The organism is Streptomyces sp. CMB-StM0423, from assembly GCF_002847285.1.
GTDB lineage: Bacteria > Actinomycetota > Actinomycetes > Streptomycetales > Streptomycetaceae > Streptomyces.
Genome location: NZ_CP025407.1, coordinates 7,834,327 through 7,851,404, shown reverse-complemented (window position 1 = coordinate 7,851,404; position 17,078 = coordinate 7,834,327). Strand labels below are relative to the sequence as shown.

The 17,078-nt window shown below is 72.9% G+C and carries 1 protein-coding gene; it reads left to right on the top strand.

Annotation, left to right across the window (positions count from 1 at the left end; translation table 11 throughout):
• Positions 1-59 precede the first annotated feature (59 nt).
• Positions 60-17,075: a type I polyketide synthase gene (locus tag CXR04_RS33950; RefSeq protein WP_234380635.1), complete on the top strand. Its 17,016-nt coding sequence runs from the start codon at positions 60-62 to the stop codon at positions 17,073-17,075.
• The last annotated feature ends 3 nt before the right edge of the window (positions 17,076-17,078 follow it).

Here is a 17,078-nt window from a genome sequence, read left to right as displayed (position 1 = left end):
GCCCGTACGCCCCTGAACCACCCCGTACCTCTCCGCACCTCGACAAGGAGCTTGCGCTGATGAAGAACGAGCAGAAGCTTCTGGACAACCTCAAGTGGGTGACCGCGGAGCTCCGCCAGGCCCGCCGGCGCCTGGGCGAGGTCGAGGCGAAATCCACGGAGCCCATCGCCATCGTGTCCATGGCCTGCCGCTACTCCGGCGGCGTGGCCTCGCCCGAGGACCTGTGGCGGATGGTGGCCGAGGGCCGCGACGGGATCGTGGAGTTCCCGGCCGACCGCGGCTGGGCCGAGGACCTGTACGACCCGGACCCGGCGGCGAGCGGCAAGAGCTACACGCGGATGGGCGCCTTCCTCCAGGGCGCCGAGCAGTTCGACGCCGAGCTGTTCGGCATCTCGCCGCGCGAGGCGCTGGCCATGGACCCGCAGCAGCGGCTGCTGCTGGAGACGGCCTGGGAGGCGTTCGAGCGGGCGGGCCTGGACCCGGCCGGGGTGAAGGGCAACAAGACGGGCGTCTTCGCGGGGCTCAACTCGCAGGACTACCTGCTGCGCCTCTACCGCGCCACCGGCGACCTGGAGGGCTACGCGGCCACCGGCAGCGCCGGCAGCGTCGCCTCGGGCCGGGTGGCGTACACCTTCGGTCTCGAAGGCCCGGCGGTGACGGTCGACACGGCGTGCTCGTCCTCCCTGGTGGCGCTGCACCTGGCGGTCCAGGCGCTGCGCAACGGCGAGTGCGACAGCGCGCTGGCGGGCGGCGCCACCGTCATGTCCAGCCCGTCCGCCTTCACGGTCTTCTCGCGGCAGCGCGGCCTGGCCGCGGACGGCCGCTGCAAGGCGTTCGCCGACGCGGCCGACGGTACGGCCTGGGGCGAGGGCGTCGGCCTGGTGCTGCTGGAGCGGCTGTCCGATGCCCAGCGGAACGGCCACAAGGTACTCGCGGTACTGAAGGGCTCGGCGATCAACCAGGACGGCGCGTCGAACGGGCTCACGGCACCGAACGGGCCGTCGCAGCGCCGCGTCATCGAGCAGGCGCTCACCAACGCCAGGCTGAACGCAAGCCAGGTCGACGTGGTGGAGGCGCACGGCACGGGGACGACGCTGGGTGACCCGATCGAGGCGCAGGCGCTGCTGGCGACGTACGGGCGCGAGCACTCGGCCGAACGGCCGCTGTGGCTGGGCTCGGTGAAGTCGAACGTCGGGCACACGCAGGCCGCGGCCGGGGTGGCGGGCGTCATCAAGATGGTCGAGGCCATGCGGCACGGCGTGCTGCCGCCCACGCTCCACGTCGACAAGCCGTCAAGCCACGTGGACTGGGAGTCGGGCACCGTCGCGCTGCTGACGGAGACGCGGGAGTGGCCGGAGACGGGCGAGCCGCGGCGGGCGGCGGTGTCGTCGTTCGGCATGAGCGGCACGAACGCGCACCTGATCCTGGAGGGCGCGCCGGTTGCGGCACCGGACGAGGAGGCCACGGGCGACGGGGAGACGTCCCCGGAGGCGGAGACGGAGGCGGTGTCGTCTCTGCCGGTGCCGGTGGTGGTTTCCGGTCGTTCCGCGGCGGCGCTGGCGCAGTCGGCCGGGCGTCTTGCGGCGTACGTGGAGGAGCACCCGCGGGTCGAGGTGGGTGCGCTGGCGGCGCGGCTGTGGAGCGGCCGGGCGAAGATGGAACACCGCGCGGGCGTCGTCACCGCCGACCGCGGCGAGCTGCTGGAGGCGCTGACCGCGCTGGCCACGGGTGCGGCGCACCCGGCGCTGGTGACCGGTCCGGGGTCGGTGGGCGCGGGGAAGACCGCGTTCGTGTTCCCGGGGCAGGGCTCGCAGTGGACCCGTATGGGCTACGAACTGGCGGCGGAAGAGCCCGCGTTCGCCGCGCACCTGGCCGCGTGCCGGGACGAGCTGTCACGCTGGTGCGACTGGGATCTGCTCGACGTCCTGGCCAGCGAGGACGAAAACGCCCTCGACCGCGTGGACATCGTGCAGCCCGCGCTGTTCGCCGTGATGACCGGCATCGCGCAGCTCCTGCGCCACCACGGCGTTGAGCCCGACGCGGTCATCGGCCACTCGCAGGGGGAGATCGCCGCCGCGTACGTCGCCGGGGCGCTGACCCTGCCCGACGCGGTCGCCGTGGTGGCCCTGCGGGCGCAGGCCATCACCCGACTCGCGGGCACCGGAACGATGGCGTCGTTCCCGCTGCCCCAGGACGAACTGGGCGAGCTGCCCGACGACGTGTACGTGGCCGCCATCAACGGCCCGCACACCACCATCCTCGCGGGCGAGACCCAGCCGCTGACGGACCTGGTCCACACGTACCAGGAACGGGAGATCCGGGCGCGCCTCATCCCCGTCGACTACGCCTCGCACACCCCCCACGTCGAGAACCTGCGCGAGACGATCATCACGGACCTCGCCGAACACGCCGCGATCCAGCCCGTGGCCCCCGCCATCCCGTTCTACTCCACCCACACCGGCACGCTGCTCGCGCCGGACCAACTGCTGGACGCGGAGTACTGGTTCAACAACCTCCGCCACCCCGTCCACTTCCACACCACCCTCGAACAACTCCTCGACGACGGTCACCACACCCTCATCGAGTCCAGCCCCCACCCGGTCATGACCGCCGCCCTGGCCGACACCTTCGAGCAGCACCCCACCCCGGCCCGGCACCACGCCACCCTCATCCGCAACAACGGCACCAAGACCCGCTTCCTCCTCGCGCTGGCGAACCTCCACACCCACCACCACCCCATCGACCTCACCGCCCAACTCCCCCACGTCGACCGGTCCGGCGACCACCTGCCCGAGCTGCCCACGTACCCCTTCCAGCACCAGCCCTACTGGCTTGACGCCCCGGCCCAGCTCACCAGCGCCACCGACCTCGGCCTGAGCAGCACCACCCACCCCCTCCTCAGCGCCGCCGTCCAACTCGCCGACACCGGTGGCGCGGACGAGACCGGCGCCAGCACGATGGTGTTCACCGGCCGCCTCAGCCTCCCCACCCACCCGTGGCTCGCCGACCACGCCGTCGCCGGTACGGTCCTCCTCCCCGGCACCGCCCTCGTCGACCTCGCCCTGCACACCGGCGACCACACCGGCGCGACCCACCTCGAAGAGCTGACCCTGCACGCCCCGCTGACGCTCGACGAGACCGGCGCCCGCGACCTCCAGGTCACCACCACGCCCCTCGACGACGGCCAGGGCACCCGGCAGGTCGCGATCCACTCCCGCGCCCACGCCGACGACGAGGGCGAGGGCGAGGCGGAGTCCTGGACCTGCCACGCCACCGGTACGCTCACCGCAGAACCCGGCGACGCCGCCGAGACGTTGGGCCAGTGGCCGCCCGCCGGGGCACAGACGCTCGACGTCACCGAGCTGTATCCGCGGATGGCCGCGGCCGGCTACGGATATGGGCCCGCCTTCCGCGGCGTCACCAGGGCCTGGCAGCACGCAGACGGCACCCTCCACGCCGAGATCGCCCTGCCCGGGGACGCGGACGCCGACGGGCACACCATCCACCCCGCGCTGCTCGACGCCGCCCTCCACCCCCTCGCCCTCCGTGCCCTCGGCGCGGGCGACGCCGCGAAGGACGAGGCGCAGGAGCTGCGGCTGCCGTTCGCGTGGAGCGGTGTCTCCGTCCACGCCACCGGCGCCACCCACCTCCGCGCCACCCTTGTGCCCACCGGCGAGCACGGCCACGACCTCGCCCTCCGCGCCTGGGACCCCACCGGCGCGCCCGTCGCCACGATCGCCGCCCTCAACACCCGGCCCGTCGACGCCACCGCTCTCACCACCGGGAGCGCCGACGACGGCGCCGCGACCCGCAACAGCCTCTTCCAGCTCGCCTGGACTCCGGCCCACGCGCCGCAGGACGACTCCGACCGGCTCGATCCCGGGCAGGTCGACCTCTACGTCGCCGCCCCGGCAACCGACGACTCCCCTGCCGCGGCCCACGCCGCGACCGAAGCCCTGCTCACCCACCTGCAGAGCTGGCTGGCCGCCAACGACGAGACCGACCGCCGCCTCGTCGTCCTCACCCACCGCGCCGTCGCCACGGGTCCGGCGGAGGACGTCCACCTGGCCCACGCGCCGCTGTGGGGGATGGTCCGTACCGCGCAGAACGAACAGCCCGACCGCATCCACCTGCTCGACACGGACACCGCGGTCGAGGCCGCGGCCGGCTTCGCCGACGTGCCCCACCTCGACGACGCCCTCGCCACCGGTGAGCCGCAACTCGCCCTCCGCCACGGCCAGCTCCTCGTCGCACGCCTCGTGCGCGCGACGGGCGCCGGCGGGGCGCTCGACATGCCGGAGAGCACCTGGAAGCTGGCCACCGGGGGCGACGGCACGCTGGAGGCGGTCACCTGCCGGCCGATGCCGGAGTGGGACGAGCCGCTGGCCGCCGGGCAGGTCCGCGTACGACTGCACGCGATCGGCCTGAACTTCCGCGACACACTCATCGCCCTGGGCATGTACCCGGGCGACGCCCCGCTGGGCAGCGAGGGCTCCGGCGTCGTCACCGGCGTCGCCGACGACGTGGCCGACTTCGCCGTGGGCGACCGGGTGATGGGTGTGATGATCGACGGCGCGGGCTCCCACGCCGTCACCGATCACCGCCTGCTCACCACCGTCCCCGAGCAGTGGGGCTTCACCCAGGCGGCCGGGATTCCGGTGGCCTTCCTGACGGCGTACTTCGCGCTGAAGGACCTGGGCCGGCTGGAGTCCGGCGAGTCGCTGCTGCTGCACGCCGCCACCGGCGGCGTCGGCTCCGCCGCACTCCAACTCGCCCGCCACTTCGGCGCCGACGTCTACGCCACCGCCAGCCCCGCCAAGCAGCACCTGCTGTACGCCCAGGGTCTGGACGACACGCATATCGCGTCCAGCCGCACGCTGGACTTCGAGGGGCACTTCCGCGCCCACGGCCCGGACCAGGGCGTGGATGTCGTCCTCAACGCCCTCGCCCACGAGTTCACCGACGCCTCACTGCGCCTCGTACGCCCCGGCGGCCGGTTCATCGAGATGGGCAAGACGGACGTACGCGACGCCGACACCGTGCAGGCGGAGCACCAGGTCCAGTACCGGAACTTCGACCTCATCGAGGCGGGCCCCGACCGCATCCAGCAGATCCTGGCGCACCTGACCGAGCTGTTCTCCGAGGGTGTCCTGACGCCGCTGCCCACCACCTCGTTCGACATCCGGCACACCCCGCAGGCACTACGCCACCTCAGCCAGGCCCGGCACACCGGCAAGCTGATCCTGACCCTCCCCCGGCCGCTCGACCCGAACGGCACCGTCCTCATCACAGGCGGGACCGGCGTCCTCGCGGGCCTGACGGCACGTCACCTCATCACCGAGCACCGCGTACGCCACCTCCTCCTGGCCTCCCGCAGCGGCCCCGACCACCCCAACGCCTCCGCTCTCCGCGAGGAGTTCACCGAACTCGGCGCCCACATCACCATCGCCGCCTGCGACGTCACCGACGCCGAGGCCGTACGCACCCTCGTGGACTCCGTGGACGAGCAGCACCCGCTCACCGCCGTCATCCACACTGCGGGCGCGCTGAGCGACACCGTCCTCACCCAGCTCACCCCCGAGAACCTGCACCCGGTCCTCGACCCGAAGATCGACGCCACCCACCACCTGCACGAAGCGACCCGGCACCTGCCCCTGGCCCACTTCGTCGTCTACTCTTCCGCCGCCGGCACCCTCGGCAACCCAGGACAGGCGAACTACGCCGCCGCCAACACCTACCTCGACGCCCTCGCCCACCACCGCAACCGGCAGGGTCTCCCCACCACCAGCCTCGCCTGGGGCTACTGGAAGCAGGCCACCGGCCTCACCGGCCACCTCAGCGACAACGAGGTCCGCAACGTCACCCACGGCACCACCCCGCTCGAAGCGGACCACGCCTTCCGCCTGTTCGACACGGCCCTCGCCGGCCCCGAGGCGTACCAGCTCTGCCTCCCCCTCAACCCCGCCGCGCTGCGGACGGCCCCCCGCCTCCCCGCCCTCCTGCGCGACCTCGTCCCGCGGCCGGCCCGCCGCGTCGCCGCCGCCTCGGCCGCGGCCGACGGCAACGCGCTGGCCGAGCAGCTCGCCGCGCTCCCCGAGGCGGAGCAGGAGCGCCGGCTGCTGGATCTCGTACGCAGCAACGTGGCCGCGGTCCTCGGCCACGGCACGCCCGACGCCATCGACCCGCAACGGCCGTTCAAGGAGCTGGGCTTCGACTCGCTGACGGCCGTCGAGCTGCGCAACCGCCTCACGAACGCGACGTCGCTGCGCCTCCCGGCGACCCTGATCTTCGACCACCCGACGCCCCAGGCGCTGACCCGCCACCTCCTCGGCCAGTTCCTCGACACCGGCTCCCTCACCGCCAGGACCCCGAGCCGCGCGGGGACCGCGGCCGCGAGCGACGACCCGATCGCGATCGTCTCGATGGCCTGCCGCTATCCCGGCGGCGTACGCGACTCGCGAGCGCTCTGGGACCTCGTCAGCACCGGCCGCGACGCCATCGGCGCCCTTCCCGCCAACCGCGGCTGGGACCTGGAGAATCTGTACGACCCGGACCCCGACGCGACGGGCAAGGTCTACACCCGCCACGGGGCGTTCCTGCACGACGCCGACCTGTTCGACGCGGACTTCTTCCACATGAACCCGCGGGAGGCGCTGGCCACGGATCCGCAGCAGCGGCTGTTGCTGGAGACCTCGTGGGAGGCGTTCGAGCGGGCGGGCATCGAGCCCGGCACGCTCCAGGGCAGCAACACCGGTGTGTTCGCGGGCGTCATCTCCCAGGACTACCTGCTGCGACTGCACCAGAACCCGGAGGGGCTCGAGGGCTACATCGCCACCGGCAGCTCGGGCAGCGTGGCGTCCGGCCGGATCGCGTACACCTTCGGTCTTGAGGGCCCGGCGATGACGGTGGACACCGCGTGCTCGTCGTCGCTGGTCGCCCTGCACCTGGCCATGCAGGCGCTCCGTAACGGGGAGTGCGATCTCGCCCTCGCGGGCGGCGCGACCATCATGGCCACGCCGGGCACCTTCCAGGTCTTCTCGCGGCAGCGCGGCCTGGCCGCCGACGGCCGCTGCAAGCCCTTCGCGGACGCGGCGGACGGCACCGGCTGGGGCGAGGGCGCGGGCCTCATCCTGCTCGAACGCCTCTCGGACGCGCAGCGCAACGGGCACACGGTCCTGGCGGTGCTGAAGGGCTCGGCGATCAACCAGGACGGCGCGTCGAACGGCCTCACCGCGCCCAACGGCCCGTCGCAGCAGCGGGTCATCGAGCAGGCGCTCGCCAGCGCCGGGCTGACGCCCGGTCAGGTGGACGCCGTGGAGGCGCACGGCACGGGCACGACGCTGGGTGACCCGATCGAGGCGCAGGCACTGCTCGCGACGTACGGCCAGGCGCACACCGAGGAGCGGCCGCTGTGGCTGGGCTCGGTGAAGTCCAACATCGGCCACACCCAGGCCGCTTCCGGCGTCGCGGGCGTCATCAAGATGGTCGAGGCCCTGCGGCACGGCCGGCTCCCGCAGACCCTGAACGTGGATCGCCCCTCGACCCACGTGGAGTGGGACACCGGTCACGTCGCGCTGCTGACGGAGACGCGGGAGTGGCCGGAGACGGGCGAGCCGCGGCGGGCGGCGGTGTCGTCGTTCGGCATGAGCGGCACGAACGCGCACCTCATTCTGGAAGCGGCCCCGGCCCTGCCGGAGGCCGAAGCCGAGCCGGAGGCGGGAGCGGCACCGGTTCCGGTGGTGGTTTCCGCCCGTACGGCGGGCGCACTGGCGCAGTCGGCCAAGCAGCTTGCGGCGTACGTGGAGGAGCACCCGCGGGTCGAGGTGGGTGCACTGGCGGCGCGGCTGTGGAGCGGCCGGGCGAAGATGGAGCACCGCGCGGGCGTCGTCACCGCCGACCGCAGCGAACTGCTGGAGGCGCTGACCGCGCTGGCCACGGGTGCGGCGCACCCGGCACTGGTGACCGGTCCGGGGTCGGTGGGCGCGGGGAAGACCGCGTTCGTGTTCCCGGGGCAGGGCTCGCAGTGGACCCGTATGGGCTACGAACTGGCGGCGGAAGAGCCCGCGTTCGCCGCGCACCTGGCCGCGTGCCGGGACGAGCTGTCACGCTGGTGCGACTGGGATCTGCTCGACGTCCTGGCCAGCGAGGACGAACACGCCCTCGACCGCGTGGATGTCGTGCAGCCCGCGCTGTTCGCGGTCATGACCGGCATCGCGCAGCTCCTACGCCACCACGGCGTTGAGCCCGACGCGGTCATCGGCCACTCGCAGGGCGAGATCGCCGCCGCGTACGTCGCCGGGGCACTGACCCTGCCCGACGCGATCGCCGTAGTGGCCCTGCGGGCGCAGGCCATCACCCGACTCGCGGGCACCGGCACCATGGCCTCGCTCCCGCTGCCCCAGGACGAACTGCGCGAGTTGCCCGACGACGTGTACGTGGCCGCCATCAACGGCCCGCACACCACCATCCTCGCGGGCGAGACCCAGCCGCTGACGGACCTGGTCCACACGTACCAGGAACGGCAGATCCGGGCGCGCTTGATCCCCGTCGACTACGCCTCGCACACCCCCCACGTCGAGAACCTGCGCGAGACGATCATCACGGACCTCGCCGAACGCGCCGCGATCCAGCCCGTGGCCCCCACCATCCCGTTCTACTCCACCCACACCGGCACGCTGCTCGCGCCGGACCAACTGCTGGACGCGGAGTACTGGTTCAACAACCTCCGCCACCCCGTCCACTTCCACACCACCCTCGAACAACTCCTCGACGACGGCCACTACACACTCATCGAGTCCAGCCCCCACCCGGTGATGACCGCGGCCCTGGCCGACACGTTCGAGCAGCACCCCACCCCGGCCCGGCACCACGCCACCCTCATCCGCAACAACGGCACCAAGACCCGCTTCCTCGCCGCGCTGGCGAACCTCCATACCCACCACCACCCCATCGACCTCAGCCCGCTTCTGCCCGGCGCGGAGGACTCCGCCGAGCTGTTGCCCGAGCTGCCCACCTACCCCTTCCAGCGCGACAGCTACTGGATCCAGAACTCGGCGCAGCTCACCAGCGCCGGCGACCTCGGTCAGATCAGCAGCGCGCACGCGCTCCTCAGCGCGGCCGTCCAACTCGCCGACACCGGTGGCGCGGACGAGACCGGCGCCAGCACGATGGTGTTCACCGGCCGGGCCAGCCTGAGCACCCACCCCTGGCTCGCCGACCACGCGGTCACCGGCACCGTGCTGCTCCCCGGCACCGCCCTCGTCGACCTCGCCCTGCACACCGGCGACCACACCGGCGCCACCCATCTCGAAGAGCTGACGCTCCAGGCGCCGCTGCTCCTGGACGAGACCGGCACCCGCGACCTCCAAGTCACGGCGAGCCCCGAGGTGGGGGGCGAGGACGGTGACCCCGGCCGCTGGCAGGTCACCATCCACTCGCGGCCGCACAGTGACGAAGCCGAGCCCGAGTCGTGGACCTGCCACGCCACCGGTACCCTCACCCCCGAACCGGCCGAGGCACCCCAGCAGCTCACCCAGTGGCCCCCCGCCGGGGCAGAGCGCCTCGACATCGCGGACCTCTACGCCCGGATGGCGGCGGCCGGTTACGAGTACGGGCCCGCCTTCCAGGGCGTCACCGCCGCTTGGTCGCACCCGGACGGCACCCTTCACGCGGACATCAGCCTCGCCGAGGACGCGGACACCGCCGGGCACACGATCCACCCCGCCCTGCTCGACGCCACCCTCCACCCCCTCGCCACCCGCAACCTCGGCGAAGAGGGCGCCGAAGCACAGGTGTTGCGGCTGCCCTTCGCGTGGAGCGGTGTGTCGGTCCACGCCACCGGCGCCACCCGGCTCCGCGCCACCCTTGTGCCCACCGGCGAGCACGGCCACGACCTCGCCCTCCGCGCCTGGGACCCCACCGGCGCTCCGGTGGCCACCATCGCCGCCCTCAACACCCGGCCCGTCGACGCCACCGCGCTGACCAGCGGCGCCCAGGCGGGAGCCGCGACCCGCAACAGCCTCTTCCACCTCACCTGGGGCCCCACCCCGGCGGATCCCGCGGAGCAGGTGGCTCTCGACCAGGTGGACGTGTACGTCGCCGCGCCGGCAGCCGAGGACATCCCGGCCGCGGCGCACGTAGCGACCGAGGCACTGCTGACTCACGTTCAGAGCTGGCTGGCCGACAACGACGAGACCGACCGCCAGCTCGTCGTCCTCACCCACCGGGCTGTCGCCACCGACCCGGCCGAGGACGTCCACCTGGCGCACGCGCCGCTGTGGGGCCTGGTCCGTACCGCCCAGAACGAACAGCCCGACCGCATCCACCTCATCGACACCGAAACCACCGGCATCGAGCCCGGGACGCGGGCGGCCGACGTCCCCCACCTCACCGACGCCCTGGCCACCGGCGAACCCCAACTCGCCCTCCGCAAGGGTCAACTGCTCACCCCACGCCTGACACGGTCCACCGCCACCGACGGCGAGGCCCGGCCCCTCGACCCCGAGGGCACCGTTCTGATCACCGGCGGCACCGGCGGTCTCGCGAGCCTGACGGCACGTCACCTCATCACCGAGCACGGGGTACACCACCTCCTGCTGGCCTCCCGCAGCGGCCCCGACCACCCCAACGCCACCGCTCTCCGCGACGAACTCACCGCGATCGGCGCCCAGGTCACCGTCGCGGCCTGCGACGTCACCGACCCCGACGCCGTACGCACCCTCGTCGACTCCGTCGACGAGCAGCACCCCCTCACCGCCGTCATCCACACCGCCGGGGCGCTCAACGACGCCACCCTCACCCAACTCACCGCAGACGACCTGCACCCCGTCCTGGCACCCAAGGTCGACGCCGCGTACCACCTCCACCAGGCGACCAAGGATCTGAACCTCGCCCACTTCGTCCTCTACTCCTCCGCAGCCGGCACCCTCGGCAACCCCGGCCAGGCCAACTACGCCGCCGCCAACACCTACCTCGACGCCCTCGCCCACCACCGCACCCGGCAAGGGCAGCCCACCACCAGCCTCGCCTGGGGCTACTGGAAGCACACCACCGACCTCACCGGCCACCTCAGCGACAGCGACGTCCGCAACGTCACCCACGGCACCACCCCGCTCGACACCGACCACGCCCTCCACCTCCTCGACACCGCTCTCGCCACCCCCCAGCCCCACCACCTCTGCCTCCCGTTGACGCCGTCCGCCCTCCGCACCCCGGACCGGCTCCCCGTCCTCTTCCGCGGCCTGGCCGTCCGGCAGACCCGACGCACCGCCGCCTCCTCGGCCGCGGCCGACGGCAACGCGCTCGTAGAACAGCTCGCCGCACTCGCCGAGCCGGCGCGGCAGCACAAGGTCGTCCTCGACATCGTCCGCAGCAACATCGCCGCGGTCCTCGGCCACGGCACCGCGGAGACGATCGACCCGCACCGCCCGTTCAAGGAGCTGGGCTTCGACTCCCTCACGGCCGTCCAGCTCCGCAACCAGCTCACCACCACCACGGCGCTGCGCCTCCCCGCGACCCTGATCTTCGACCACCCCACCCCCGACGCCCTCACCCGTCACCTCCTCGGCCGGCTCCTCGACACCGCGCCCGCCACCCCCCGCGCGCTCGCCACCCGCACCGTCACCGACGACGACCCCATCGCGATCGTCTCGATGGCCTGCCGCTACCCCGGCGAGGTCCGCTCCGCGGACGACCTGTGGCGGCTCGTGGCCGAGGGCACGGACGCGGTCTCGGAGTTCCCGGTCAACCGCGGCTGGGACCTCGACAACCTCTACGACCCGGACCCGGACGCGACGGGCAAGACGTACACGCGCCACGGCGCCTTCCTGCACGACGCGGACAGGTTCGACGCGGACTTCTTCCACATGAACCCGCGCGAGGCGCTGGCCACCGACCCGCAGCAGCGGCTGCTGCTGGAGACCGCCTGGGAAGCCTTCGAACAGGCCGGCATCGACCCGACCAGCCTGCGGGACAGCAACACCGGCGTCTTCACCGGCGTCATCTACGCCGACTACGGCCCGCGTCTGATGCACCGGACCCCGGAGGGCTTCGAGGGCTATCTCGGCAACGGCAGCGCCGCGAGCGTGGCGTCGGGACGGGTGGCGTACACCTTCGGGCTCGAAGGCCCGGCGATGACCATCGACACCGCCTGCTCGTCGTCCCTGGTGGGCATGCACCTCGCCGCCCAGGCGCTGCGCAACGGCGAGTGCGACCTCGCCCTCGCCGGCGGCGTCACCGTGATGTCCACGCCTTCCGCGTTCCTGGAGTTCTCCCGCCAGCGCGGCCTGTCCGCCGACGGCCGCTGCAAGCCCTTCGCCGACGCCGCCGACGGCACCGGCTGGGGCGAGGGCGCGGGCCTCGTCCTCCTGGAGCGCCTGTCCGACGCCCAGCGCAACGGGCACGAGGTGCTCGCCATCCTGCGCGGCTCGGCCGTCAACCAGGACGGCGCCTCCAACGGCCTCACCGCGCCCAACGGCCCGTCGCAGCAGCGCGTCATCGAGCAGGCGCTCGCCAGCGCCGGGCTGAGTGCCGGTGAGGTCGACGCCGTGGAGGCGCACGGCACGGGTACGACGCTGGGTGACCCGATCGAGGCGCAGGCACTGCTGGCGACGTACGGCCAGGGGCACACGGCTGATCGTCCGCTGTGGCTGGGCTCCATCAAGTCCAACATCGGGCACACCCAGGCCGCGGCCGGCGTCGCCGGTGTCATCAAGATGGTCGAAGCCCTGCGCCACGGGCACCTCCCCCAGACTCTCCATGTCGACGAGCCCTCCAGCCACGTGGAGTGGGACACCGGCCACGTCGCTCTCCTCAGCGAGGCGCGGCCCTGGCCGGAGACGGGTGAGCCGCGGCGCGCTGCGGTGTCGTCGTTCGGGATCAGCGGCACCAACGCCCACGTCATCCTGGAGGCCGGCCCGGCGCAGTCCCCGGCGGCGAAGCCGGAGCCGAGCGCCGACGCCGAGTCGGCGGCAGAGCCCTCACCCGTGCCGGTGGTGATTTCCGCGCGTACGACGGCCGCGCTCGCGCAGTCGGCCGAGCGGCTGGCGGCGTACGTCGAGGGGCACCCGCAGGTCGAGGTGGGTGGGTTGGCGGCGGGGCTGTGGTCCGGGCGGGCGAAGCTGGAGCACCGCGCGGGCATCGTCACCGCCGACCGCGACGAACTCCGTGCAGCCCTCACCGCACTGGCCACCGGTGCCACGCACCCCGCCCTGGTCACCGGCCTGGGCCCTGCCGAGACCGGCGGCCGCCTCGCGGTGATGTTCTCCGGCCAGGGCAGCCAGCGACCGGGCATGGGCCGCGAGCTTCACGGGACCTTCCCCGTCTACGCCGAGACCCTGGACGAGGTCTGCGCGGCGCTCGACGAGCACCTCGACGCCGAGGTCCCGCTACGGGAGGTCATGTTCGCCGAGCCCGACAGCGAACACGCCGCCCTGCTGGAGACCACGCTCTACACCCAGCCCGCTCTCTTCGCCCACCACGTCGCCGGCTACCGCCTCCTCCAAACTACGGGCGTCCAACCCACCGCGCTCATCGGCCACTCCATCGGCGAACTCTCCGCCGCCCACCTCACCGGCATCCTGCCCCTCGCCGCCGCCGCCGACATGGTCGCCACACGCGCCAAACTGCTCCACACCCTCCCCGACGGCACCGGCATGCTCGCCGTGCAGTCCGCGCCCGAGCCCCTCGGCGCATACGTGGACCGGCACACGGGAGTGGAGATCGCGGCGTACAACTCCGAGGTCTCCACCGCTCTCGCCGGGCCTCTCCACGCACTCGGAGAGCTGGCCCGGGAACTGACCGAGGCAGGCATCCGCACCAAAGCGCTCAAGGTCGCGCACGCCTTCCACACCGCCCACACCGAGCCCATCCTCGACACCTTCACCAGCCACCTGACCGGCCTCTTCGCCCACCACACCCTCGGCAACACCGACATCCCCGTCATCTCCAACGTCACCGGTCTGCCTGCCACCAGCGACCAGCACCACAACCCGGCCTACTGGGCCCAGCACATCCGCCAGCCCGTCCGCTTCCACCAAGGCATCACCCACCTCACCGAGACCGACGGCATCAGCCTCTACACCGAAGTAACCCCCCACCCCACCCTCACCCCCCACCTCCCCCCCGGCGTCCGCACCACCCCCCACCTGCCGGACCAGACCCGCACCCACCTCACCACCCTGGTCAGCCTCCACACCCACCACCACCCCACCGACCTCACCCCCCACCTCCCCCGGCCCGGCAGCGACCTGCCGAGCCTGCCCACCTACCCCTTCCAGAGCCGGCCCTACTGGCTCGACCTCCCCGCTCAGGTCACCAGCGCCACCGACCTCGGCCAGGCGACCACCGCACACCCGCTCCTGCACGCCGCCGTCCAACTCGCAGACGGCAGCGACGAGAACACGTCGACCACGGTGTTCACCGGCCGGGTCAGCCTGAGCACCCACCCGTGGCTCGCCGACCACGCCGTCGCCGGTACGGTCCTGCTGCCCGGGACCGCACTCGTGGACCTCGCCCTGCACGCCGGCGACCACACCGGTGCCGCCCACCTCGAAGAGCTGAGCCTGCACGCCCCGCTGACGCTCGACCAGGCGGGTACCCACGACCTTCAGGTCACCGCTTCCGCCCGAGGCGGAACGGACGGCGATGACGACGAAGGCGCCGGCAGGTGGCAGGTCACGATCCATTCCCGCCGCCACACCGCCGACGACACCGAGCCGGAGCCCTGGACCCACCACGCCACCGGCACCCTCACCACCGAACCCGTCGCGCCGGCCGCGCCGCCCGCGCAGTGGCCGCCCACGGGGACGGAGCAAGTGGACGTCACCGACCTCTACCCCCGCCTGCTGGCGGCGGGTTACGAGTACGGGCCCGTCTTCCAGGGCGTCACCGCCGCCTGGGTACACCCCGACGGCACGCTCCACGCCGAGATCGCCCTGCCCGAGGACACGGACACGACCGGCCACGCCATCCACCCGGCCCTGCTCGACGCCGCCATCCACTCCCTCGCCACCCGCACGCTCCACGCGGACGGCGGCACGGACGGCAAGGCGGAGGAGCTGCGGCTGCCGTTCGCGTGGACCGGGGTATCCGTCCATGCCTCCGGCGCCACCGAGCTACGCGCCGCCCTCGTCCCCGTCGGCGAGCACGGCCACGACCTCGCTCTGCACACCTGGGACCCGGCCGGCGCTCCGGTAGCCACGATCACCGCTCTCAACACCCGGCCCGTCGACGCCACCGCCCTCAGCGGCGCCCAGGCGCACACGGCCACCCGCAACAGCCTGTTCCACCTCGCCTGGCGCCCCGCCGCGTCCATGGAGGAGCAGGCGGACCCCGGCCAGATCGACGTGTACGCAGCGGCCCCGGCTGCGGACGACTCCCCCACCGCGGCCCACGCCGCGACCGAAGCCCTGCTGACGCATCTACAGAGCTGGCTGGCCGCCAACGACGAGACCGACCGCTGCCTCGTCGTCCTCACCCATCGCGCCGTCGCCACCGACCCGGCCGAGCACGTCCATCTCGCCCACGCACCGCTGTGGGGCCTGGTCCGTACCGCCCAGAACGAACAGCCCGACCGCATCCGCCTCATCGACACCGACACCGCGGTCGCCGACCCCAGCCCCGCCGGCATCCCGCACCTCTCCGAAGCCCTAGCCACCGGCGAACCCCAACTCGCCCTCCGCAACGGTCAGCTACTCACCCCGCGGCTGACCCGCTCCACCGACGACGCCGCGACAGAAGCCCGGCCGCTCGACCCCAACGGCACCGTGCTCATCACGGGAGGCACCGGCGGTCTCGCGAGCCTGACGGCACGTCACCTCATCACCGAGCAGGGCGTACGCCACCTCCTGCTGGCCTCCCGCAGCGGCCCCGACCACCCCAACGCCGCCGCTCTCCGCGAGGAGTTCACCGAACTCGGCGCCCACGTCACCGTCGCGGCGTGCGATGTCACGGACGCCGAGGCCGTGGGAGCCCTCGTGGACTCCATCGGCGAGGACCACCCCCTCACCGCCGTCATCCACACCGCGGGCGTCCTCAACGACACCGTTCTGTCCAAGCTCACCCCCGACGACCTGCACCCCGTCCTCGCTCCCAAGGTCGACGCGGCGTACCACCTCCACCAGGCCACCAAGGATCTGGACCTGGCCCACTTCGTCCTCTACTCCTCCGCCGCCGGCACCCTGGGCAACCCAGGACAGGCGAACTACGCCGCCGCCAACACCTACTTGGACGCCCTCGCCCACCACCGCAGCAGGCTCGGTCTGCCGACCACCAGCCTCGCGTGGGGCTACTGGGAGCAGTCCACCGGCCTGACCGGCCACCTCACCACCACCGACATCCGCTCCCTCACCCACGGCACCGCCCCCCTCACCACCGAGCACGCGCTCCACCTCCTCGACACGGCGCTCACCACAACCCACCCCCAGCACCTCTGCACCCCCCTCAACCCCGGCACCCTCCGCACCGCACCCCGGCTCCCCGCGCTCCTCCGCGACCTCGTACCGGCGCCCCGCCGCACCGCCGCGCGGACGCACGGCGCGCAGTCGCCGGGAACGGACCTGGCCGCGCGGCTCCGGGCGCTGCCCTCGGAGGGGCGGCAGAAGCTGCTGCTCGACGTCGTGTGCAGCGCCGTCGCCGCGGTCCTGGGGCACGGCGGCGCGGACGCGATCGATCCGTACCGTCCGTTCAACGAGCTGGGCTTCGACTCCCTCACGGCCGTCCAGCTCCGCAACCGCCTCACCGAGGCCACCGAACTCCGGCTGACCTCCACGCTGATCTTCGACCACCCCACGCCGAACGATCTGGCCCGGCACGTCGGCGAGAGCATCGGCGTCGACGAGGCGAGCCCGGAGAACTCCTTCCTGGCCGAGATCGACAAGCTCGAACTGACATTGATCGAACGTTCCGTGGAGGACGCCGGGCGGGTGAAGGTGACCCGCCGGCTCCAGGCCCTCCTCACCCGCCTCAACGAGACCGCGCGCACGGCACCGGAGGGCGAGGACATCGAGACGAAGCTCCGGTCCGCGTCCAACGACGAACTCTTCGACCTGCTCGACAGCGATCTCGACCTTTCCTGACCC